Origin of the sequence: Sutterella faecalis (assembly GCF_006337085.1) — a bacterium.
In the GTDB taxonomy this organism is placed as follows: Bacteria; Pseudomonadota; Gammaproteobacteria; order Burkholderiales; family Burkholderiaceae_F; genus Sutterella; species Sutterella faecalis.
Genome location: NZ_CP040882.1, coordinates 923,756 through 946,236, shown reverse-complemented (window position 1 = coordinate 946,236; position 22,481 = coordinate 923,756). Strand labels below are relative to the sequence as shown.

Genomic DNA, 22,481 nt, shown 5'->3' with positions numbered 1-22,481 from the left:
GAACGCACGAAGGAAGCAGAGTATTTCCTGCCCGTAGGAATCCGTGCAAGCACCTGGTTGACGCAGTATCATAGTCTTTAATGATGACTCAAACCTTTATCCTTGAATTGCCGATTAAAGCTGATGACAGCCAAAGTCGAACGATCTCGAAAAAGTTCGAATACGGCCGCATGCTTTATAACGCTACGCTCGGCAGCGGACTCGGGAGGCTGACGCAGATGCGCCAGGATCCTGAGTGGCGTCGTGCGCTTGGAATGGTCAAGGGTAAAGAGAGAAATGAGTTGTTCCGTAGTCTCAATCGTCAGTATCGGCTGACCGAGTATGACTTCCATGCCGATATCGCCAGACACCGGGAAGGAACGAAGCGCAAGGGCGAACTCGGCATCAATGAGGCGCAGAAGCTCGCCTCGCAAGCCTTCAATGCTGTTTCCCGCTATATGTTCAAGCAGGGCGGCCGGCCCCGCTTCAAATCTTTCAAACGCGGTCTGCACAGCCTTGAGGGGAAGACAAATACGACGGGTCTGAAATTCAAACCTGAGAAGATGCAGCTCGACTGGTGCCGCAAGACTTATCTGGTGATGCTGGATCCGGAGGACGAGTATGCCCTGGAGGCGCTGTACGCCGACAATGAACGCACGCAGTTCAAACGGATTAAATACAACCGCATCGTCTGTAGGGACATGAAGGGCGTGAAGCGCTTTTATCTTCAGGTGGTTCTGGAAGGAGTACCTCCGGTGAAGCATGTCTATGCCCCGGCATCGGAGCGGATGGCGATTGATCCGGGACCCAAAAGCTTCGCCATTTTTTGCCCGCGAGTTCAGACAAAGGTGCAGGTAGCACCTAAGGCAAAAGTCAACGAGAAGGCGATCCGCAGAATTCAGCGATCGATGGACCGCAGCCTGCGGACCACGAATCCGAACGCCTTTGATGAGAAGGGAAGGATCAAGCCCGGCGTATGTCTGGCTTATTCAAAAGGCTATCAAGCGCGTCTGAAGAAGCTTCGCGATGCACACCGAAAGGCAGCCGGAACGCGCAAGTGCGAACACGGGGATCTCGCCAATCTGCTTCTCGGATGCGCAGGTAATCTACGCATTGAGAAGAACTCATGGGAGGCTTTTAAGAGTAACTGGACTATAGGTAGAGCGGGCTGAAATACTTTCGGGGAAACTTGAGGTCGTTCCCATTCAGGAGGATCTCATGATCAGTCCCAACTGGCGCAGGGCATACGACGCCTGGAAGGCAACCGGCCTTACCCGCATTGACTTCCATAAGACCCGCTTCAAATGCTTCTTCCCCGACGAGACGCCTTGTCTTACTACGCTTTATCGAAAGTTCAAGGAGATTGAGCGTCTTTTGGAGTCTGCAGCGGCTGAACGTTCGGCTGCTTCGCAGATCGGCACCGTGGCCGTGGCTACCCTTCCCGCTGTGACGCCGCGCAAGGTCGCGACTAAAGTCGGACGCAATATCCCGGTTAAACGGATTTCCCATCCCTCCGGCCTTGTGGCACGGGAGGTACGGCTGATTCTGCCAAACGGGTCATTGCTCGAGTTTAGATCTGAATCTCCCGAGCTTATGGCAATCGGGATGATGCAGGCGGCAGGAGTGCGGACATGATCATTGATTTCGCCTCGCGCAAAACGACGCTCGTCGCCACGCCGGTTGACGGCCGCAACGGCCTTTCCACCCTGACGTTCATGGCTGAATCGCTCCTCGGCATTCCTGTTGCCGAAGGCAATGACTACGTTGTCTTCGTCTCCCGCAACCGCAAGGTCTGCAAGATCGTCTTCTGGGATGAGCATGGGGCATGCATGGTAGTTCGGCGCCTGAATTCGGGCAGGTTTGCAAAGTTCCTGATGCGGGCTTCCGGACCTGCTGCGGCACCCATTACGCCTGAGGAACTGATGGCTTACCTCGATGGAGAAAATCTGCAGGTTGAGAGACAAGGGATGCTCAAAAATTGATGTAAATCAATTGGTTGAGTTCGTTTTTAGACAACAGTGAAAAGTGAAAATGCGACGCATTCAATATCATGCAGAGTGTGCGGGAAGCGCCGCTCAGTGAGTCTGCAAAGGAGTGCGGAAGGCAAAAAGACCTCCGGAATACTGATGCTCTCAGAACGCTTATAAATGGCCGTTTAAGCTACTGCCAGTAGGGAAAGAGAGTTTTTTACAGGATCGGAAAACGGGTAAAATTACCCCTGTTCCAACACCGATTCCCCCTGTATTCCATGTCCGTCGATCTCTCTGCTCTTCCCCGCGAAAAACTGATTGCCCTGCTGCAGGAATCCCGGCAGCAGGCTGAGGCTGCTGAGAGAAAAGCAGAGACAGCGGAGCGTAAGGCTCAGTCGGCAGAGCGCAAGGCCGAAGAAGCCGAAAAAGCGGCATCTGCAGCGAAGGCTTATGCCAAAGAGACGGAAATTCGGCTGGATCTCTCCGAGAAGAAGTACGCCGCGGCTGCGGCCTTTCTTATGGAAGTCGCCCCGCTGATTCACGGCATGCGCCTTGACGTGGAGCGCAATCTGAGTCTGGATCCGCAGGCCAATCTGAAGCTCTGGGATGATCTCCTGAAGTGCGTGCAGAAGCTCGTAGCCGAAGCGCGCAATGCGGAGACGTTCCGCGAACTCGCCTTCGGAAAGGGCGGGGAAAAGCTCACGCCTGAACTCGCGGAAGTCAAAAAGAACCAGGGAAGCATCCAGGCGGACATCAAAGCCATTCAGCAGGGCATTCGGCAGGCGCAGAAGGCTCAGGCGGCCATTACCGCGCTGCAGGACGAGCAGGACAAGGCTTTTGCGAATGAGAAGCCGGAAGCGAAGTCCGGCGAAGAAGCCGAAGAGACCGTCACTCCGCAGGCGCTCATGACAAAGATCACTCTGGCACGGCAGCCTCAGAAGACTGAGGAGCCGGCTAAGCCTGAGAACGAAAAGAAGACGGCCGAAAAAGCCTCTGATGAAGAAAAGGAGGAGGAAGCGGCTGACGAGAAGGTGCGCGGACGGCAGAAATCCAAAAGCGACCTTCCGGAAGTGCTCCGCACCCCGGGAAAAGGCGCTTCGGACAGCTGCCCGCACTGCAGCGGCAGGCTCAAAAACCTCGGAGAACAGGTGGCGAAGCTTGTTGCGGTTACTCAGGCCGTGCAGGATCGCTTTGAAAGACAGCAGAATCAGATCGAACTTCAGTATTGCGAGAAGTGCCGCACCGTGCACCCCGTATTCCCGGAGCACATGCAGTTTCCCGTGAAGCCGGAGCGCACCGTCTCCATGAACTGCCTTGCCGAAGCCGTGAAGCTGCTCAACAACGGCCTGCCGATCAACCGGCTTGAGAACATGATGTTCAGCCGCCTGAAGCTCGGCTCGAACACGCTCTTTGAGAATCTCTACGCCTGGGCGGATATCTACCTCAGGCCGCTGATGGAGCACATCGTCGGAAACTGCGGCGACCGCGTGTTTCTGGCCGATGAAACCCGATACGACATTCTGGAAAGCGAAGGCCGCGGCGCTTACGCGGACAAGACGAAGACAAGCTCGCAGACCTACGTCTTTACCGTGGGAACCCAAACGGACAGTCCGACGCCCTTCATCTGGTTTTCCACGCTCGGCTCCAGAAGAGCCGAGGATATCGGCAAGCGCCTTGAGTCGCTGAAGGGCCGGATGGATGCCATCGTCGTCGACGGCTATGCCGGATACGATGCTCTGGCGGAAACGGTACTCAAGGGAGTGCTCAGGCAGAGTTGTCTCGTGCATGCCCGTCGTGAAGCCTATGAAGCCGTTACGTGCAAGCAGTACCTCTCGGAACTCGAGAAGCTCACGCCGGAAGAACGCGCCGAGCGGATCGGGAAGCGCGCGCTTGATGCGGCTCCGGAAGCACAGATGCTCTCCATCCTGAGCGGCATTCAGCTTATTTTCCAGTACGAAAAGGAAGTTGCAGAACGCCTTGAGGACGAGACCGCCGAAGAGCATGAGGCACGCATTCAGAAGCATCGCGAAACTTACTCAAAGCCGGTGCTTGATGCCGTGGACAAGCTTTACGCAGGTCTGGCAGAAAAGCTGGCGCTGGAGAAAAACGGAAAATTCTCGAAGAAATTTAATTCGCGGATGGCCGAAGCCGTCGTCTACTGGATGAACCGGCGTGAAAGCCTGAAGCAGTTTTTGAAGGACGGCCGCATCCCCCTCGAAACGAACACGGTGGAGCGGGCCATCCGGCCGGTTGCGATTCTGCGCAAGAACCAGAACTTTATGCAGACCGTGGAAGGGGCGGATGCAGTGGCAACCTGCATCTCGATGGCGGAGACGGCGAAGCTGAACGACATCGACCTCGAAAAGTGGCTGAACGCATATAGCGCGGCCGCATTCCGGCATGCCTATGCAAAGGGCTGGACGAAGGCCTACCGGGAAGGCAAGGACCCGTACAAGAAGATCCAGAAGTGGGACATGAAAGCGCTGCTCGAAGACTTCGACCTGACGCCGTGGCTCCCCTGGGAGTGGAAGAAGCATCAGTCGGCAGACTGAAGGCTATTCTGAGCTATGCCTCAAGCCGCCGGCCCCGGCGGCTGCCGGCGCTGAATAAAAAGCATCCCGCTTACGCGGGATTTTTATACCCATAGTCCAGATACTTTTAAGAGAAGTCATTTCGGCAGAAGCATCAACAACAGTGCGGCAAGTGGTTTTATCAAGAGATTGAAGAGCAAGGCTGAAAGAGCCGGTTTGACAGTTGAAGAGGTAAGCCCTTATCGCCTGAAGCCGAGCCAGTACAATCCTTACAAGAATGAGTTTGTGAAGAAAGCGCTCGGAGAACGTTGGATGTACCTCGGCGATGAGTCAACGGTGATCCAGCGCGACATCATGAGCGCGATTCTGATCTATTTTGCTGATTTGAAAAATCAGACGCATAACCCAGAGGTGCTTAAAGCGGCCCTCGAAGGTATGAAACAACTCCTGACGGACGCGGGTTATGTGAAACAACTCAAGCTTCCGAGGAGCAGCGGATCGAAGGATCCGTTGTTCGCGCCGGAGCCGAAGGCTCTGACGACAGAGGAGCTGCGTTCGAAATGTTTCCGTGTCGACAGTGACTGCCAATCGTCAACCTTAACCGGAACGGATGGAAAAGCTGTTGATTGGTCGGAAACCTTCCCTCTTGAGAGGGAAGTTGCTTAGCACTGCTTTGAGGCCGCATGTGTCCGGCACTGAAGCAGACGCCAAACCCAGGAGGGTCCGGCTCAGCGAAAAATCCCCGCGGAGAGGAGGCTCAATGCCCGCCCTCGAAGCATGTGAACGATAAAAAGAGGGATCACGTCGAGCTGCACAATCCGCTTCATAAATAAACATGAGGCCCTCTGAAATGGCTATTACAAAGAAGCTTGCTGCGGCCGCCGCAGCTGCAACCCTTGTCTTCTCCTTTGCTGCTGAGGCAGCGCAGACGCTGCGTGTCGGCTCCCTCACGGTCTATCCGCCTTTTGAATATCTTGATTCCAAGACCGGACAGTACGAAGGCTTTGACATGGATCTCATCCGGGAAATCGGCAGGCGCAACGACCTCGACATCCGCATCGTTTCGATGTCGCTCGACGGTCTGGTTCCGGCGCTGATTTCCGGCAATATCGACTGCGCCGTATCTGCGCTCACCATCACGCCGGAGCGCTCCGAAAAGGTCGACTTCACGAAGCCCTACATGAATGCGGGCCTCACCGTGATGACGACGAAGGACAATGCACCGCAGATCAAGAGCTTGAAGGATCTTGAGAAGAAAACCCTCTGCGCGGAAATCGGCTCCTCGGGCGCGCTTATGATGAAGCGCATTCCGGGAACCACCATCCGCACCTTTAATTCCGCTGCGGACGCGTTTCTCGAGCTCAACAAGGGCGGCTGCTACGCGATGCTCAATGACGGCCCCGTCAATAAGTATTTCCTGAAGCAGAAGGCGTCCCAGAGCATGAAGCTCGTTGCGCTTGACTTTGTTGTTTCGGACGACCTCTACGGCATGGCCGTTCAGAAAGGCAACAAGAAGCTTCTCAATCTCCTCGATTCGACGCTCGACGCCATGCGCGCCGACGGGTCGTACCAGAAGATCTACGACAAGTGGTTCGGCACCGGTGCCAAGTGATCACGGCTGAATGAAAGAAGAGCCCGCAGAAATCCTTTCGGACCTGCGGGCTTCTTTTTTGAAGAGCGCTCCGTGAGGGAGTGCTCTCAGGCTTTCAATCAGGCCTTGAAGCGCACGAGCGCCATGGCGACGAAGCGCCTGTGGGCGATGTAGCCGCGGATGTAGGTGTCGGTGAGGCACCCGGCAATGCCGAAGCGTGCAACGTCGAACGCCCGGAAGGTGGCGACGAGATCGTCGCCGCGGATTTCCACCTTGAGGGGCTTCGCGGGTTCAAGAACAGACGCCTTGGCGCCGGTAAAGCCGAGGCTCCAGAGGAGCGAACTCTGATCGATCTCCTCGATGTCGAGTTCCGGGAAGGAGCGGATGACGACTTCGGCTGTGGCGTCCGTATCGGTAATGGAAAGTTCCTGCGGATGCACTTCGGCGTCGACCGTGTCGAGGCAGGCGAGGAGTTCGCGCAGCAGATCGTTCGAGCGCTCCGTCATCTCGCAGGTGAAGTCGCCGAGCATCTTTTCAGCTTCCTCTGCGGGAAGAGTCTTTGCCTTCTCAACCACCTCTGCTGCAAGAGTCTTGTACTCCGCCTCGAGGCCGTCCCGCTCGCGCCAGATGCCCGACATGAGTCCGCGGTCGAAGTTGACGAGTTCGCCGAGGAGCGCATTGAGGAAGTAGCGCTTCCCGAACGAGAAGTCGAGGTACTCGGGCTTCATCTGGAAATGCACGCGGCGCGCTTCCTCGAGCGTCGTCCACTGGCAGTTTTCCGGAATGCGCTTTGCAAGCGGGAACCAGGGAACGTAGACCCCTGTATCCTGGTAGGACGCGCAGTGCCAGAGAATGTTGAGAAGAGGCTTCTCGCCGATTTCGCAGACCCAGCTCTCACGCGTGTGCGAACGGGAAATGTCTTCAGCGCTGATGTGGAAGGCGTCGCCCCTGCCGTCGCCGAGATTCCTGTAGGTTTCCTCGGCCGTAAGGCGAAGGACTGCCTTCACGTCGTCCGGGCTCATGAGCTTCGGTGGAACGAGGCGTTCGGGGTAGTTGAGTTCGTCCGCGTAGCGTACGCCCGTGATGGCCTGCCAGCCCGTGCGCATGCGGATCGACTTGGTCGAGGCCGTGAGGTTCTCAACCGGCTGATAGGCGCGCGAGAAGTCGAAGTCGCTGTAGTCGCCGGGCGTCTTCGGCGTGTAGCGTCCCATGCGGATGGCGTACTCGATGAGGTCGGGCGAAGCGATGACGTTTTCCTTGTCGGAAAGGTCAACCTTGCGGATCGCGAGGTAGTTGGAGATGAGGACCACCTCGTCTTCGGGCACGCGCTTCGCGACGTAGTGGTGGCCCTTCACGACGTTGAGAAGCCACGCATCGTCGCGGTCGGCGAAGGAGTAGTTTCTCGCAGGGCTCCAGTAGCCGTATTTGTCAAGGAGCGAAGCGGCAATCTCAACCGCTTCGCGCGCCGTCCGGGCGCGCTCCATCACGCAGCGGCGGAGCAGAAAGCCGATGCCGCCTTCGAAGAGTCCCGTTTCCTCGTCCGAGAGTTCGCCGTCAAAGGACGTGCCGCCGCTGTTGGAGCACATCACGACGCCGGCTTCGTTGGCAAGCCCCTGGTCGAAGGATGAGCCCGGGGCGGGAGCGAGCATGTTGCTCCAGTAGGTGCCGAGGGTTTCAGGCGCCTGAGGGACGCGGGCGCGGCCGGGTTCGCCCTCAACAAATTCACCGGGAGCGTGCTTCGCTCCCGGGCACCAGAACTGCTGATGCATGACGCGGCCGCCGGAATCCTCGTTGTGGCCGAGGATGACGCGCCCCGTGGTGGATGCTCGCTTGCCGACGATGACGGTGGTGCACATGTGGGTTCATCTCCATATAGAGTTCGGAAGACCGAAAAAAGGCCCGCAGGCTTTGTCGCAGTCTGCGGGCCATCAAGCGTTAGAAATCTTAGCGCGGCGGGACCTCAGAAAACTTCGAGGAAATACCCGCTTGCAATCACGCGAGCGGGCTTTCTCCCCGCGCCTCCGCGCGCTTCGTCGTGATCGTTGCGGCAACGCCTGCACAGATGATGAGCGACATGCCGATAAGGGCAAGGGTCGTCGTCGATTCGCCAAAGAGCAGCCAGCTGATGATGGCCGAGAAGGGAATCGCGGAGAAGCCGAGACACGAAGAAAGGAGCATGTTGCCGTAGGCGTAGGAGCGCGTCGTGCAGATCTGTCCGAGGGTCGCGCAGATGCCCATGCCGATGATGGCGATGACGGAATTGAGACTCGGCATGTGGAGCCCCCCTTCCACGAGGTAGGCGCCCACGAGGCCGAAGATCGTGCCGCAGCATGTGAAGTAGAAGACGATTCGCCAGGAGGGTTCCTTGAGGCGGCCGAGTTCCTTCATCTGCCAATAGATGATGAGGTCGAGGAAGGCCACCGAAAGGCAGATGAGCGCGGGGATGAGTTCATCGGACGAGAAGCTCGGCTGCAGCACGATCGCGATGCCGGCAAATCCCACGATGATCGCGAGCGCCAGCGCCCAGGGTGCCCGCTGGTGCTTCATCATCGCGAGGATGATGAAGTTCACTGCCATGAAGAGCGGCGTGGTGTAGATGAGCGTCATGTTCGTGCCGAAGGGGAGAAGCCCCAGGGTGTAGAACCAGAGCGCAATTGAAATGGTGCCGAGAATGGAGCGGCGCAGATTGCCCATCAGGTAGGGCGTCTTAAGCGACAGGTTGTTTCGCTTCACGTAGAGGCCGATCGTGATGACGCCGAAGAGCGAGCGGTAGAAGACCATCTCCAGGGTGCCGAGTTCGCCGCTCGAAAGCTTCACGAAGGCCGCCATGAAGGAAAAGCAGAGGGCTGCGCAGAGCGCCCAGAGGGATTGCTTCATCAATTTCAAAAACTCCGACAGTGCCGGCCTGAGCGCGGGGAAACAAGAAAAGGCCGAAGAGCGGTGTGGGAGCTTAACAGGCAGATGCGGCGCGCTTCAAGCGAAGTGCGCCGCATGCGGGAAACCTCGAAGAGGATTGCGTCAGGCTTCTTCAGTGAGAACGTTGCGGATGCGGTAGGGAAGGGGCACGTTCGAGAGCTTGGCGCCGTCAGGCGTGAGCGAGACGCCTTCTTCAATCGCCGAGAGCGTTGCGGAATAGAAAATCAGGGCGTCCTTCCCGATGCGCGCGGAAAGGATGACCGAGCCTGCTTCGTCGCCCTCGGAATAAACCGGAGCTCCGGGGAGCACGTCTTCTGCTGCGGCAATGCGGCCGATTGCGGCACGGCGGTTGGTTTCGCCGATATGCTGCACGCGGGAGACCACTTCCTGACCGGGGTAGCAGCCTTTCTTAAAGGAGACGCCGCCCACAAGCTCAAGATTGACGGCCTGCGGAACAAAGCGTTCCCGGGTTTCGGGAAGGATCTGCGGGACGCCTGCGGCAATGACTGCAGCGGTGCGCCAGGCATCCGGAGCGGGCGCAAAGGGGAATTCCGTCCCGGCAGGGAAGAGCGCGAGCGTTCTCGATCCGCCGGCGCAGAAGCCGTCGATGGCCTCGGACGGAGGGAGACCGAGGAGCGTGGCGGCGCCTTCTCTTCTCACTTCGCCGGGCTGAGGGACGGCGAGCCCCATTTGAGCGGCAGCTTTTTCTCCCGCCTCGCCGACGAAAACGAGCGTTTGAGGTGCGGGATCAAGCGGCGTGAAGACGACTTTCGCGCGAAGCACGTACATGCGGATTCTCTTCAGAAAGCTCTCCGCCATGGAAGCGGGAAGCGCGAGCATGACGTCGTCGCCATCCATCCAGACGCGCATGAGGGCAAGGAGCCGTCCCTTCGGGGAGCAGTAGCCGGCGAGCGTCGTGCGGTTGCCGAGGTTCTCGACGGCCTGCGTGAACTGACCATGAAGAAAATGAACGGCATCGGCGCCTGAAACGCGGATGAGGGAAATGCCGCCGGCGTGCATGACGCCGGGAAGCGGAGAGAGGCTTTCGGCCGAAGCGGTGAAGCTCTGCATGATTCCTTCCAGACAAAATAGAAACGGTTCTTCGGGCCGCGCCTGCGGCTCGTGTCCGGAAGAATAGACGCCCCGGCAGCTTCTGTGTTGACGGAGTTGTGAGGGGCTTGAAACAAAAAGACTGCGCAGAGCGCTTCGTCTCTTCGCTAAACTCGGATGCCGCCGGGCTCTCATCCAAAGTGTTTCGAGAACCCGTTTTCCCCATTTTGTATTCCCCACCCCGGGAGTTCCAGAAAAGTGAGCCGCAGACATTCGAAAAAGAACCGCGCGGAAAAGAAGCGCGTCGAGAAGGAGCTCGCGGAACGGGAGGCTTCCCGTGAAGCGACGACAGGCGAAGGGACGGTCGAAAATCCTCCCGCTGCTGCCGCTCACGCAAGTCTGAAGCCAGCAACGATTCCGGAAAATAAGGCATCGCCTGAAGCTGCGCCGAAGGCGTCCTCAGAAGCTTCCCGGGAAGGGAAGCCTTCCGGGGCGCCTTGCGCGACGACGGCGTGCGCAGGGGACGCAGAGCCTGATCGCGAATCACCTTTAAGCGGAAAAGAGGAGCAGACCGAAAAGGACCAAAAGGAAGGGAAACCCGAAGAACCCGAAGCGCTCGGAACGCAGGAAGCGAAGAAAGCAGATGCCGGTGCTTCAGCGGATGCCGCGAGCGAAAGGAATGCCGGGGAATGCGCAAAGTCTGAGACGGATGAAGCGCACCCGGATAAGGAAGCAACGCCCGGCGAGGAAAAGCGCGCCTCTCATGAGGCCGTTCGCAGCGGGAAGCCTGCTCGCCTCTTGCGGCGGCTTTGCGCGCTCATTGCTTTCGTCATCCTCCTCCTCGCGCTCGGGGCCTTTGCCTGGATGAAGGTTGAGGAGATGCTCTATCGCGAGCCCGCGGCGATGACGGCCGAGCGCATTGAAATCACGGTGCCTCAGGGGGCTACCGCGACCGAAGCGCTCAACCTCGCGAGAAATGCCGGCATCACGCTCGAACCCTGGAAGGTGCGCGTGCTGAGGCGTTTTGAGCCGTTGCTTCTCTCGCGCATTCATGTCGGGCGCTTTCGCTTTGAAAGAGGCATGACGCCCGAAACGATTCTGAAAACGCTCTCCGGACCCGCGCTCATTGATCAGCAGCTGCGGATTCCCGAGGGGGCGCCGGTATGGGAAGTTCTCGACCTCATCAGTTCGGCGCCGGGGCTCGAACCCGATTCCGCCCGCATGACCGAAGCGGAGCTCCTCAAGGCGGTGGGGCTCGAGGGGAGAACGTCGCTCGAAGGGTTTCTCGCGCCTGAAACTTATCGATATGGTTCCGGGTCGAGCGACCTCACCATCCTCCGGATGGCGGTTGACCGGCAGAAGCGGCTTCTTGACGAGGCATGGAATTCCCGCAATGCGCTCTGCCAGGCGAAGAACCCGTATGAACTCCTGATTCTCGCTTCCATTATTGAGAAGGAAACCGGCGTGAGGAGCGACCGTCATCTGGTGAGTTCAGTCTTCAACAACCGACTCAAAATCGGCATGCCGCTTCAGACCGATCCGACGGTGATCTACGGGTTGGGCCCCGACTGGAGCGGAAGACTCAGGAGGCGGGATCTCGAGACGCCGACGCCCTGGAATACCTATCGTTTTGCGGGGCTTCCGCCCACGCCGATTTCAATGCCCTCGGCCGCATCGATCGAAGCGGCAGCGCATCCCGCTCAAACGAAGTATCTCTACTTTGTGGCGCGCGGCGACGGGACGAGCGAATTTTCGGCCAATCTCCGGGATCACAATCGGGCCGTGAACCACTTCATCATCAAAAAACGCACGACGCCGCTCCCGCAGAAGTGACTTCGTTCATTCTCTGCGCGCGGTGCATGGGCGATAATTCGTGCTCATTATTTTTCTTCTCTTACGGAAATCGGGCTAAGGAGTACGGGAATGCACGGTCGCTTCATCACCATCGAAGGAATTGACGGTGCGGGTAAATCCACCCAGACCGCAAATCTCCTTAAGTTTCTTAAGGATAAGGGTATTGACGTGGTTCATACCCGCGAGCCCGGCGGCACGCCCCCGGGGGAAAAAATCCGCGAGATGCTGCTCTCGGACGAGATGGGCGCAACCGCAGAGACGCTTCTCTTTTTTGCCGCGCGCGCCGAACACGTCGAAAAAGTGATTCAGCCAGCGCTCGATGCCGGGCGATGGGTGGTATCGGACCGCTTTACCGATGCGACCTATGCCTATCAGGCGGGGGGAAAAGGTTTTTCAGGCGAGAAGATTGAAGCGCTCGAGCATTGGACGCTCGGCAATTTTGAGCCCGATCTCACGATTCTCTTTGATATTGCACCGGAAAAGGCCGCAGAGCGGCTTCGCGCCCGCGCAGGAAACGAAGACAGATTCGAACGCATGGGCGTCGACTTTTTTACCCGCGTGCGCAATGCTTATCTGCTGCGAGCCAGGAATTCGCCTTCGCGCTTTCTGATCGTGGATGCAGAACAATCGCCCGATGAGGTCGCTCGACGCATCGCTCAAGGAGTGGCCCAATGGCTTTAGTTCCATACTCATGGCTCGAGAAGCCCGCAGAAGCCTTGAATGCCATGCGGGACCGGATGCCCAATGCAATCCTCCTCTACGGAGCGCCCGGCACGGGACTCTACGAACTCGGCCTCGCTTTTTCGAAGTCGCTTTTCTGCGAACAGCCCGGGCCGGACGGCACGCCCTGCGGGAAGTGCCGCGGCTGTCAGCTGACGCACGCGGGAACGCATCCGGACTTTCGTCAGGTGCTCTCGGAATTCATGTGCGCTGAGTGGGATGTGCCTTATACGGCTGCCGAGAACGAACGCCCGGAAGCAAGGAAGAAGCTCTCGCGCGAAATCCGCATCCATCAGATTCGCGTGCTCTCAGACTTTTTGTCGCTCAATGCCAATCAGGGCGGGCGCCGCATCATCCTCGTTTATCCGGCGGACAAGGTGCGCGCCGAAGCTGCCGCGTCGCTGCTGAAATCGATGGAAGAGCCTCCGGAAGGCCTCACCTGGATCCTGGTAGCCGAAAAGCTCGACGACGTTCTCCCAACGATCCGTTCGCGCTCGCGTCTCGTTCGCGCGCCGTCGCCCTCGCGAGAGGAAGCGCTTGAGTTCCTGAGATCAAGGAAGGTGAAGAATGCCGAAGCGGCGCTGGCCTTTGCCGGAGGGGCACCCATGCCGGCGCTTCGTGCCAATGATGATGAGAGGCTCTCATCCAAAACGGAAGCCGCGGCGCTCGACCTGCTGCGAGCAGGGCCGGAGCTCTCGGCTGATCTTGTGGTGAGAACGCTCGCTGCGGACCTGACGATCCCGGCTTTTTCGCTTCTCCTTTTGCGCTGGGCGCACGATCTCATGCGGGTTTCGTCGGGGCTTGAGCCGCATTTTCTCCCCGGCGAAAGCGAGGCGCTGAAAAAGCTCGCGAAGCTGACGACGCCGGCCCGGGCTGCAAAGTTTTCGGATTTTGCAGAGACGGTGCGCCGCTCGGCTGATCATCCCTTAAACAGCCGCCAGGTCTGGGAACAGACATTCTTCCGCTACCGGGAGGTCTTCGCGCAGAAGTGATGCCGGCGCTTAAAGCGCCTTCATGCGGCTCATCGCCTCGCTCATTTCTTCTTCTTCCGGAGAGAGATATCGCCCGGTAGTGGCGACCGAGGCGTGCCCCATGGCGGCCTGCACGACGTTGACGCTCATGCGGGTGAGCGCCTGAACGGCAAAGGTATGCCTCAGCCAGTGGGTGGAGGAAGCTCTCAGTTTTGCGGCATCCATCGGGGCCGAGGCTGAAACCTCGTCCGCAACGCGCGCGAAGAAGCCTTCGAGCACGCGGTAGAGGCCGCTTCGGCTCATGGCGCCCCCGGGATTCCTTCCTCGACCGAGATTGATGAGCAGCACGGTCTGAGGATCGCTCTGGGCGAGCCCCGGAATGCCGCGGGCTCGAAGCGATGACTCGATGATGCCGATCTGCTCGGAGGTGAGCGGAAGGCGCCTTACCTTGCTCCCCTTTCCGACAATCTCAATTGCATTTCTGACCGTGAGTCCGATGCGGCGTCTGACGATCCAGCCCGTGCGGGCATCGAGCATTTCGGACGCGCGCATGCCGAGGCTTTTGCCCATCATGAGAATGAGCCGCATGCGTTCGCGGGGGAGCCCTTCGGGAAGCATGTCGAGATGGGAGACGATTTCCTTCCACTGCGCATCCGTGAGCGACCGATCGGCAAATGCCTGCGGGGCTCCCTCTCCCTTGAGGAGCGGCACCTTGGGACTCACCTGGTCGAAGGGATTGAAAATAAGATAGCCCGTGCGCTTTAAAAAATTAAAGAGCTGCCGCACGACGACAATGGCATTTTTCCGGCTCGAGGAGGAGAGGGGCCCGTTGAAGGGCTTCCATGCTGCGGTTGCGCGTTCGGCATTCTTGGGACCGATCCAGCGCGACTGCGGCAGGCGCCATTTGCGAAGGAATGCGTTTTCCTCGAGCCTGCCGAGATCCTCAAGCCAGCGCAGATACTGCGCAGCGTCGTCCGCCCGGATGTCGGAGAGGGCTCTTTCCTTTTCGGCAAGGCACCAGAGAAGAAAGCGTTCAGCTTCCTTGCGGTAGCTCGCATGCGTGTTGGGGTTGCCGGCCCGGGCATTGAGCCACGTGCGGATGGCATCGAGGTCATTATTTGCCGAGAGCGAGCAGCCGATGGCAGGCGCCCGGTTGATGCCTTCGGCGCCTGACAGAGGTTCCGGGAGGTTGATTTCCTCGAGCGGTCTGATCAGAGGATCGAATGCTGTGTCGGCAAGCCGGGTTGAGGCATTCTCTTTTTTCTGAGCTCCTGCCGGAAAAAAGCGCGGCGTGATTTCGCCGATATCCTGCCCGTAGTCCCGGAGCCATTCCATCAGCGCAATCGCGCGGCGGCTTCCCAGGCCGGGAAATGATCGGTGCCAGGTGCTTCCGAGCGAAGCCGCGCAGTCGTAAAGGTCCTCGAGCGTCTCAAGTCCTGCCTTCGTGAGCGGAAGCGCCCAGTCCTCGGGGAGAAGTTCTGAGAGAAGTTCTTCCGGATCAAGCCGGCGCGAAGGAAGCGGTGTAAGCGTAGGGGAAGGAGGCATGCGAAGCGGACTTCGAAGAGGACTTTTATGAAACTTTGCCTAATATATAGAGGAGCGGAGCTTTCGAGGTCTTCATGACCGGAATCTTCGCCGATGAACGGTATTTTCCATCTCCCCGGACAGTTTTTCATGAACACACCGAACCGGCATGTCATATTCCCGCGGCGGCTTCTCGCCGGCCTTGCTGCCTCGGCTGCAATTGCCTTTTCGCTTCCAGCCTCGGGGGCGGCGAGCTCCTTCATCGGCATGGGGGCCTCGACCGGGACGCCTTCCGGGGACGTGAAGGCGGCGATTACGCCGGTACTTCGAACGATGGAGGCGCCCGAAAGCATTCGCGACGCGCAGATCAATCCGCTCGATCTTTTTTCCGTTCCCGTGACGGTGGATTTCCCGCGCAGGATGCGCATCGGCATCCAGGCCTCTCTCGGACTCACCGCGCAGACGAGGTGGCTCAAGTTCACGCTGGAAGAAATTCAATATGTACTTGGGTCGGACAACGTGGAGATTCTATGGCTCGACGATCATTCGCTTGAGTTGGGGACACAGAGCGAGCAGCTCGATTTTATTCTGAGCGATGCCGATCAGTTTGCCCTCACGCAGTCTGCGGGACTCTATGAGCCGCTTGCGAATTTTCTGCCCAATGCCGCCTCCCGCGCAGAAGATGCTCAGGCCGGGGTCTTCTTTACAAGAAGAGGGCGGGACGTGCGCAATGTGAACGCCATCGGCGGAGCCGATGTTTCAATTGCCGCATTGAGTTCCGAAACGCTCGCCGGCTGGAGGGCGCCGCTTGCACTCATGCAGCTTCAGGGGCTTTCAGCTTCTGCGCTTCAAGCCAAAACAACCTTCTACGGTTTTTCTGCGGAAGCCGTCGTGCGCGGTGTGCTTTCAGGCGCGCAGACGGTCGGCATTCTGCCGGCATGCATGCTCGAGCAGCTTGCGAATGAGGGAAAAATATCCATTGAACAGGATCTCGCGATTCTGAATCCCCGGACGGACGACTCATTGCGGTGCCTTCATACGACGCCTGCCTATCCATCGTGGACCTTCGGTGCGCTCGCGAAAATGGATCCGACATGGAAGAAGGCGATGAGCACGATTCTCTACTCGACGAGCAGCCTTTCCTATGGCGGCGAGTGGGCGCTTCCGGCAGTCAACCGCGCGGTCTACGACATGTTTTACGAGCTCAAGATGGGGCCCTACGAACACCTCGCTACCTGGAGCTTCAATCGCTTCATGCGCGAGAATTCGGAAGTTCTGGCATTAACGCTGCTTGTGGCCTTCCTCATCGTTTCTTATGCCGTGAGTCTTTCGGTGCTTGTTCGAGTGAAGACGAGAGAGCTGAGGCGTGCGCTCTCCGAGCGCGATCTGATCGAGGCAGAAGCATCGCAGTCGCGGCAGCACATTGCCAACCTTGAGCGGACGGGCATAGTCGGACAGATGTCGACCATCATCGCGCATGAGCTCAAGCAGCCTCTGGCCGCCATCGTCAATTTTGCGGGGAGCCTCAACCGGCGCACAAAGCAGGGAAAGTTCGACGAGAAGGCTTTCACATTCGCACTGGGCGAAATCCTCGCTCAGGCCGAACGCGCCAACGAAATCGTCAATCGCGTGCGCGCCTATGCAAAACATGACTATCCGCCGCGCAAGCTGACGGACCTTTATGAAGTTGTAGGCAATGCCATCACCACCTTCAGACGCTCGCGCCAGACGACAGCGGAAGTCATCGTTCGCGTGAATCCGCATTCGATGGCTGAGGTGGATGCCTGGGAAATTGAGCTTGCCGTGCTTAATCTCATGAAAAACGCCGCTGATGCGATTTCAGGCGTCGAGGATCCCAAAATTGAGGTCATGCTGATGCCGCAGGACGAAAAGACCTGGGCGCTTTCCGTGGCCGACAACGGACCTTACATCGACGATGAGCAGCTCGCGGCGCTTTTCAAGCCTCTGCAGACGACCAAGGGGAGTGCCGGAATGGGGCTTGGACTTTCGATTGTTTCGAGCATCGCCGAGCGTCATGCGGGGCACGTGACCGTCGAACGCAATGGGCTTGCGGGCCTTCGCTTCACGATTACCTTCCCGCGCAAGCCCGAAGAAGGGGAGAACCTTGCCGACGCCATGCTGCCGCCCAAGATGCAGATCTTTCATAGCGACGGAACAAGAACCGTGCCGTCAAGCGTGCCGGAGGAAGAAACGCCTTCCGGTATGGATGGACGCGCACCGCACCCGTCGCCGACATTGCGCACCAATGGTCAGGTCCACGGCATATGAAGCCTGAACCCATCCTTTAAGCTTTTTAATCCCGGGACTGCATCGGAGCAGGCACCCGGGATTTTTTTGTTTGCGTATTGCATGCAAAGCGGGAAAACCGAACAGGTAGAGAATTTTGTTTCGTTTTCTTTAACTATCGATTTATTTAAATCGATAGAAAATGCATGAAAATGCATCTAGGACTTTCCCTATATTCCCATAAAATTCAATTTTTTAAATGAGAATGATTCTCAAATTCACATTAAGGTTGCGCACTTTCTTTGTGCTTGCGAAATGAGTCATCTCCTGATGAAATTTCTAAAAATGGAATGAATAATTCCGATTATTGTTGACTTCAGGATGTTTAAGGATGGATTAAGAATAAAAGTACCCCTTACGGGATATATCCGTTCAGGAAGAATAGGGGGAACCGTTCGGTAAAATGGACAATTCACTAATGCAATGATTTATATGGATAATAGTTGATGTTACCCTGAAAAGAGATAACATGTATACCCATTAATGGGTGTAAATGGCTATTGCAAAATCAGGGGGGCCGAAAAGTTTTGAAAACTGTCTTAAGTAGAAATTAAGGAGTAGATTGACGGTGCGCCCCCCGTGAGGGCCGCGCATTTGACCTCAAAGAAGCCGAATCGAAAGATCAGGCAATCCAATAAACCCCTAAAGAGACCCTCTAGGAGCTAAAAATGACCAAGCAACACAAGCTTCTGTCTCTCGCTGCGTGCATGAGCGCCGCGTTCGTGGCTTCCACCGCCATGGCCGCTGACGCGCCCGCTGCCCAGACTTCGGTTGACCTCCCGCGCACCCTCGACGGCTATGTCGCTCAAGACAAGGCTTTCTGGGACTACCTCAAGGCCAATCACCCCTACTTCAAGTACCTCAAGGAAGGCCGCGTCGTTGGTAAGTTCACGATGTCCGACCGCCAGGAAGAGTGGGTTGACTTCGGCGGCGGCGACAAGTACGCCAAGAACACCGGCCGCAAGGTCGCTGTGACGTACCGCCTCCCGTACGAATCCTTCCTCGATCTGCCGAACAATTTCGTCGGCCCGAAGAAGTGCGGCGAATGCCACCCGTCTCAGTACGAAAAGTGGGAACGTTCCCGCCACAACAAGATCGTCCGCTTCCCGGAAGAACTGACCGAGCCGATGGTTCAGGGCGACCTCAAGCGTCCGCTCTACAAGTCGCAGGCCGGCGTTCTGCCTGAAGGCATCAACGCTGACGACATCTTCGTCGTTATGGGCACGCCGCGTACGAAGTACGGCTTCGTCGATAAGTGGCTCGTCCGTGGTACCTACCACATCGAAGACGGCGGTGAACTCTCCAAGGCGACCGGTAAGATCGTTGCCGGCGGCAACCAGTTCTCCCGTAACTGGGCTGAACACATCACCCCTGAAGTTGCGAAGAAGATTCACGAGTGGGATCCGACCTTCCCGACCAAGCTTGAGGACTTCGGTGCTCAGAGCTCCAAGGTCTGGGGCATGAACTCCTACGGTGCTTCGAACCGCAAGCAGGCTATGTTCCAGCCGGGTTCGTCCTACTGCGAAATCTGCCATACCTGGAAGTTCGACTTCAAGAGCCAGGATGAACTCTTTGCCGCCCTCGGCGATGCCAAGAAGCTCCGCTCGCACGTCGTGACGAAGGGCGTGGGCTGCGAAGAATGCCACGGCGCTGGTGCTCACCTTTACGGTGCCCGCGGTGCCGGCATGCCGTCGAACTGCGAACGCTGCCACCAGCGCTTCGTCTACAACGAGAACGACGCCAAGGCCAACTTCAAGACCCCGTTCAATGTGTACTTCAAGTCCTTCTGCCCGGCCTGCGGTACGGAAGGCTCGCAGTCGCATTACTCGAAGCACTACCAGAAGGGCATGCGCTGCACGACCTGCCACGACCCGCATGAAGTCACCGCTAATGACTGGGCCTCGCAGTACACCGTGCCGAACATGAAGAAGGAATGCCAGGACTGCCATACCACGGCTGCCTACTTCTTCTCGCAGGGCGGTACGCACAGCCGCAACAGCTGCGCTTCCTGCCATATGCCGAAGATGGGTTCCTGCGAAAACTTCGCTTCGATCCAGCGTCCTGACCTCGCCGGCTTCGACAACGTTCGTGCGTCCCACATCTGGCGCATCCTTGTTGATCCGGAAAAGAAGACCATCAATCCGCCGGAAGGCACCACCGATCGTAAGCTCGTCAGCCCGAAGGGCTGGCACGTTACGAAGGATGACGGCCGTCCCTACATCGATCTGATGTGGTCCTGCGGTCGTACGGCCTACCAGGATAAGCACGTTGTCGATGCAATGGGCTGCCACAGCCCGATCCAGTCGAAGTTCCCTGAATCCATGCGCTTCAAGGATCAGAAGACCATCTACAACAAGGTTCTCGCCTGGCAGACCCCGGTCAAGGAAGGCTACGCCAAGGTTATCGCTGACCTGAGCAACATCCAGGATATGCTCAAGGTTGCGAAGCTCTCGACGGCCGACCGCGCCCAGGTCCAGCTCTACGCTGAGGAAGCTCGCCTCAACGCTGCCAAGCTGAAGGACGACGGTTCGTGGGGTGTCCACGCTCCGAAGTTCTCGAAGCAGCTCGTTGACGAAGCCCAGACCTACACGGCTCAGGCTCTCGCGATCCTCAACGCTCAGCAGAAGACCGCCAAGAAGTAATTCTTAAGGTCAGCGCTCTGAGTTAAGAGTAAGAAGCCCCGGAAGCTCGACAAGAGTTTCCGGGGCTTCGATTTTTGGGTTAATGGTCTAATTTTTATGGATATAGTTTTCATTGGCGGAGACAATGAAAACGTATTTCATAACGCCCGCTTAATGTTCTGCTGATACGCTCGAAAGGTCATATTTCAGAGTGTTATCTCTCCTCCAGGACCCCATGATGAAGACAACCTGTCTTGCCGCTCTTTGTGCGGCGTTTCTTGCTGCTGCGGGTTTTTCGAGCTCGGCAGAGGCTGCGGAAAATACAACTGCCGCGGTTCAGCAGCGCCAGCCGATTCCGCTCTCGCTTGCCCGAGTTGCAAAGAATCTCGGCAAGCCCGGCGTGTACGTTTTTGACTGCAATCCCGAGGATATCTACGAGCAGAGCCATCTGAAGGGGTCGATTCACGCCAATGTTGAAGGATGGGAGAAGCTCCTTCCCGCGGACAAAAAGAATTCCTTCATCATTCTTTACTGCATCAATCGTCTCTGCAATGTGTCTTTTGAAGCCTCGCTCCGGGTGATTGAGCTCGGCTACGAAAACGTGTACCTCATGCCCGACGGCATTCAGGGCTGGGTGCAGAACGGCTACGAATTTGAAGGGCTCGGACGCAAGGACCGCGGCATTGAAGCGGCTCGTCTGAAGCGCGAGGCCGCCAAGCAGCAATAAAAGACTCCCCCTTCGGGGCAGCCATGTTTTCTCCGGGGAAAGTTTTTTTGCCCGGAGTATTCTTTTTGGAAGGAAATCCGGAAATGTCGCAATCTCGTCCCGCATTTGTGAGCGGCATCGTGATGACTGCGGTTGGTCTTATTCTCGCTGCGGCGCTTTTCTGGTGGCTGCCGCATTGTCACGGCGAAATCGTCATGAAGTGCGTCTGGATGACCCGCGCTGCTGCGGGCGCTTCTCTCGTCATAGCGGCGCTTGGAGTCGTCATGGTGTTTTCGCCTTCTGCAGGGGCCGCCATCGGAGCGCTCGCCGGCATCATTTTCACGGCCATGCTTGAGACGGCGCTGACAACCGTCCTGATCGGGCCTTGCCCCAATCCGATGATGGGGTGCCATGCCGTGACGCAGCCGACAATCCTTGTGGCGGCTGCCCTCATTGCACTCGTCGCGCTCGCTGAAATGTGGCGTCTCTCGAAGCTTCAGCACTGACAATCTGCCGCCATTACAGGGAGTCCTCCTCATATGACACCGATTACGACGCTTCGCATTGCGGCGGCCAACGTTTCGCAAAAGCCCCTGCGTTCGCTTTCGCTTGCGCTCATTGCCGCTGTTTTCACCTTCATGCTTTTTTCGGGTTCAATGATTGCGGCCAATCTCCAGGCCGGCATTGAATCGCTTTCGGCGCGCATGGGGGCCGACCTTCTTGTCGTGCCGCAGGGGGAAGGCAAGAAGATTGAAAGCGTCATTCTGAGGGCGGAGCCGTCGACCTTCTATCTTGACGCCGGGCTTCTTGATACGGTGAGAAAGCTCCCCGGCGTGGCTCAGGCCTCGGGGCAGCTCTTCATCTCATCGCTTGATGCTCAGTGCTGCTCGGTGAAGGTGCAGCTCATCGGCATTGATGAAAAAACGGATTTCGTCGTTGCCCCCTGGCTTCGCAAAGCGGCTGAGAAGCCTCTCGAAGGCAATGAAGTCATCGTCGGCGACTATATTTTCGGCGACATCGGAACGGAGCTCACGTTCTACGGACAGAAGTTCAAAATCGTCGGCCGCCTCGCGGCGACCGGCATGGGGTTCGACTCGTCGATCTTCATGACGATTGACGCAGCCCGCAAGCTGGGCGAAATTGCCTCCCCCGACAAAAAGGATGAAATTGCGAAGAGCCTCTCCTCGATCCTTGTGCGCGTTAATCCGGGCGTTGATCCGATTACGGTTTCTGACGGACTTTTTGATGAGCTCGGGCTTGGCGCCAACGTGAATTTCGTCTTTGCATCCAACATGATGAGCGACACGTCGGCAAAGCTTCAGAAGATTGTTGCGGTGATGTATTCCGCTGCAGGCGGCTTCTGGGTGATTGCTGCCCTCATCATGCTCATCGTCTACTTCTTTGCCTTCAGCGAACGGCAGCGTGAATTCGCGACGCTGCGGGCCCTGGGTGCCTCGCGCTCGCGAGTCATCCGCATCGTCATGTCGGAAGCCTTCATGATTTCGACGGCGGGTTCTGCAGCCGGCGTCCTGATCGGCGCGATTGCGGTCACAAGCTTCTCCACGGCAATCTCGCGCGCCATCGGGCTGCCTTATCTTGCGCCCGCTCCCGAGGCCTGGGTCTTTGCTCTGATTGCAAGCCTGGCCGCCGGCATTGCCACGGTGCCGCTCGCGGCGCTCCCGACCGCCTGGCGCATCGGGAAGCGTGATATTTACACGACGCTGCGCGAGGGGGATTGATC

At 57.8% G+C, this 22,481-nt stretch carries 18 protein-coding genes; 14 read left to right on the top strand and 4 right to left on the bottom strand.

Going from position 1 to position 22,481, the window contains the following annotated elements; translation table 11 throughout:
* Positions 1 to 80: 80 nt before the first annotated feature.
* The 6 genes from FG381_RS03740 to FG381_RS03715 all read left to right on the top strand — a co-directional run bounded on the left by FG381_RS03740 (position 81) and on the right by FG381_RS03715 (position 6,092).
* Positions 81 to 1,151, top strand: a complete 1,071-nt coding sequence (locus FG381_RS03740) for a hypothetical protein (RefSeq protein ID WP_139687599.1) — start codon at positions 81 to 83, stop codon at positions 1,149 to 1,151.
* A gap of 46 nt (positions 1,152 to 1,197) precedes the next feature.
* Positions 1,198 to 1,614: a hypothetical protein gene (locus FG381_RS03735; protein WP_139687006.1), complete on the top strand. Its 417-nt coding sequence runs from the start codon at positions 1,198 to 1,200 to the stop codon at positions 1,612 to 1,614.
* On the top strand, positions 1,611 to 1,961 hold the full coding sequence (gene tnpB, locus FG381_RS03730) for an IS66 family insertion sequence element accessory protein TnpB (RefSeq protein WP_139687005.1): 351 nt from the start codon (positions 1,611 to 1,613) through the stop codon (positions 1,959 to 1,961). Before FG381_RS03735 ends, tnpB begins: the two co-directional genes overlap by 4 nt.
* Before the next feature lie 266 nt (positions 1,962 to 2,227).
* Positions 2,228 to 4,501: an IS66 family transposase gene (locus FG381_RS03725; protein WP_139687004.1), complete on the top strand. Its 2,274-nt coding sequence runs from the start codon at positions 2,228 to 2,230 to the stop codon at positions 4,499 to 4,501.
* 195 nt (positions 4,502 to 4,696) lie between these two features.
* Positions 4,697 to 5,146 (top strand): hypothetical protein, encoded by a 450-nt coding sequence (locus FG381_RS03720; protein ID WP_139687598.1) that lies wholly within the window; start codon positions 4,697 to 4,699, stop codon positions 5,144 to 5,146.
* Positions 5,147 to 5,330: 184 nt separating this feature from the next.
* Positions 5,331 to 6,092: a basic amino acid ABC transporter substrate-binding protein gene (locus FG381_RS03715; RefSeq protein ID WP_139687597.1), complete on the top strand. Its 762-nt coding sequence runs from the start codon at positions 5,331 to 5,333 to the stop codon at positions 6,090 to 6,092.
* Between the two features lie 98 nt (positions 6,093 to 6,190).
* On the opposite strand, the gene FG381_RS03710 is transcribed toward FG381_RS03715, so the two are convergent.
* The 3 genes from FG381_RS03710 to ygfZ form a co-directional block, all read right to left on the bottom strand.
* Entirely contained in the window at positions 6,191 to 7,927 is a 1,737-nt protein-coding gene (locus FG381_RS03710) for a C69 family dipeptidase (RefSeq protein WP_139687596.1), read from the bottom strand.
* Between the two features lie 136 nt (positions 7,928 to 8,063).
* A complete protein-coding gene (locus FG381_RS03705; RefSeq protein ID WP_226960265.1) occupies positions 8,064 to 8,948 on the bottom strand; it encodes a DMT family transporter in 885 nt (294 codons plus the stop codon).
* Positions 8,949 to 9,089: 141 nt separating this feature from the next.
* Positions 9,090 to 10,058 carry a CAF17-like 4Fe-4S cluster assembly/insertion protein YgfZ gene (gene ygfZ / locus FG381_RS03700; protein WP_226960262.1) on the bottom strand — a complete coding sequence of 323 codons (969 nt, stop codon included), beginning with the start codon at positions 10,056 to 10,058 and terminating at the stop codon, positions 9,090 to 9,092.
* A 237-nt stretch (positions 10,059 to 10,295) separates the two neighbouring features.
* Here ygfZ and mltG point away from each other — a divergent pair, with 237 nt between their 5' ends.
* From mltG to FG381_RS03685, 3 genes are all read left to right on the top strand, one after another.
* Positions 10,296 to 11,870 carry an endolytic transglycosylase MltG gene (gene mltG / locus FG381_RS12555; protein WP_165697825.1) on the top strand — a complete coding sequence of 525 codons (1,575 nt, stop codon included), beginning with the start codon at positions 10,296 to 10,298 and terminating at the stop codon, positions 11,868 to 11,870.
* Positions 11,871 to 11,960: 90 nt separating this feature from the next.
* Positions 11,961 to 12,572: a dTMP kinase gene (tmk, locus tag FG381_RS03690; RefSeq protein ID WP_139687594.1), complete on the top strand. Its 612-nt coding sequence runs from the start codon at positions 11,961 to 11,963 to the stop codon at positions 12,570 to 12,572.
* A complete protein-coding gene (locus FG381_RS03685) occupies positions 12,563 to 13,603 on the top strand; it encodes a DNA polymerase III subunit delta (RefSeq protein ID WP_139687593.1) in 1,041 nt (346 codons plus the stop codon). Before tmk ends, FG381_RS03685 begins: the two co-directional genes overlap by 10 nt.
* Before the next feature lie 9 nt (positions 13,604 to 13,612).
* Here the strand turns inward: FG381_RS03685 and FG381_RS03680 are convergent, their stop codons facing one another.
* Positions 13,613 to 15,127 (bottom strand): tyrosine-type recombinase/integrase, encoded by a 1,515-nt coding sequence (locus FG381_RS03680; RefSeq protein WP_139687592.1) that lies wholly within the window; start codon positions 15,125 to 15,127, stop codon positions 13,613 to 13,615.
* A 129-nt stretch (positions 15,128 to 15,256) separates the two neighbouring features.
* On the opposite strand from FG381_RS03680, the gene FG381_RS03675 reads away from it, so the two are divergent.
* From FG381_RS03675 to FG381_RS03655, 5 genes are all read left to right on the top strand, one after another.
* Positions 15,257 to 17,395 (top strand): sensor histidine kinase, encoded by a 2,139-nt coding sequence (locus tag FG381_RS03675; protein ID WP_228025692.1) that lies wholly within the window; start codon positions 15,257 to 15,259, stop codon positions 17,393 to 17,395.
* A gap of 686 nt (positions 17,396 to 18,081) precedes the next feature.
* On the top strand, positions 18,082 to 20,055 hold the full coding sequence (locus FG381_RS03670) for a cytochrome c3 family protein (protein ID WP_139687590.1): 1,974 nt from the start codon (positions 18,082 to 18,084) through the stop codon (positions 20,053 to 20,055).
* A 214-nt stretch (positions 20,056 to 20,269) separates the two neighbouring features.
* Positions 20,270 to 20,761: a rhodanese-like domain-containing protein gene (locus FG381_RS03665; RefSeq protein WP_139687589.1), complete on the top strand. Its 492-nt coding sequence runs from the start codon at positions 20,270 to 20,272 to the stop codon at positions 20,759 to 20,761.
* A gap of 83 nt (positions 20,762 to 20,844) precedes the next feature.
* Positions 20,845 to 21,246 carry a DUF4418 family protein gene (locus FG381_RS03660; RefSeq protein WP_139687588.1) on the top strand — a complete coding sequence of 134 codons (402 nt, stop codon included), beginning with the start codon at positions 20,845 to 20,847 and terminating at the stop codon, positions 21,244 to 21,246.
* A 33-nt stretch (positions 21,247 to 21,279) separates the two neighbouring features.
* Positions 21,280 to 22,479, top strand: a complete 1,200-nt coding sequence (locus tag FG381_RS03655; RefSeq protein ID WP_139687587.1) for an ABC transporter permease — start codon at positions 21,280 to 21,282, stop codon at positions 22,477 to 22,479.
* Positions 22,480 to 22,481 lie beyond the last annotated feature (2 nt).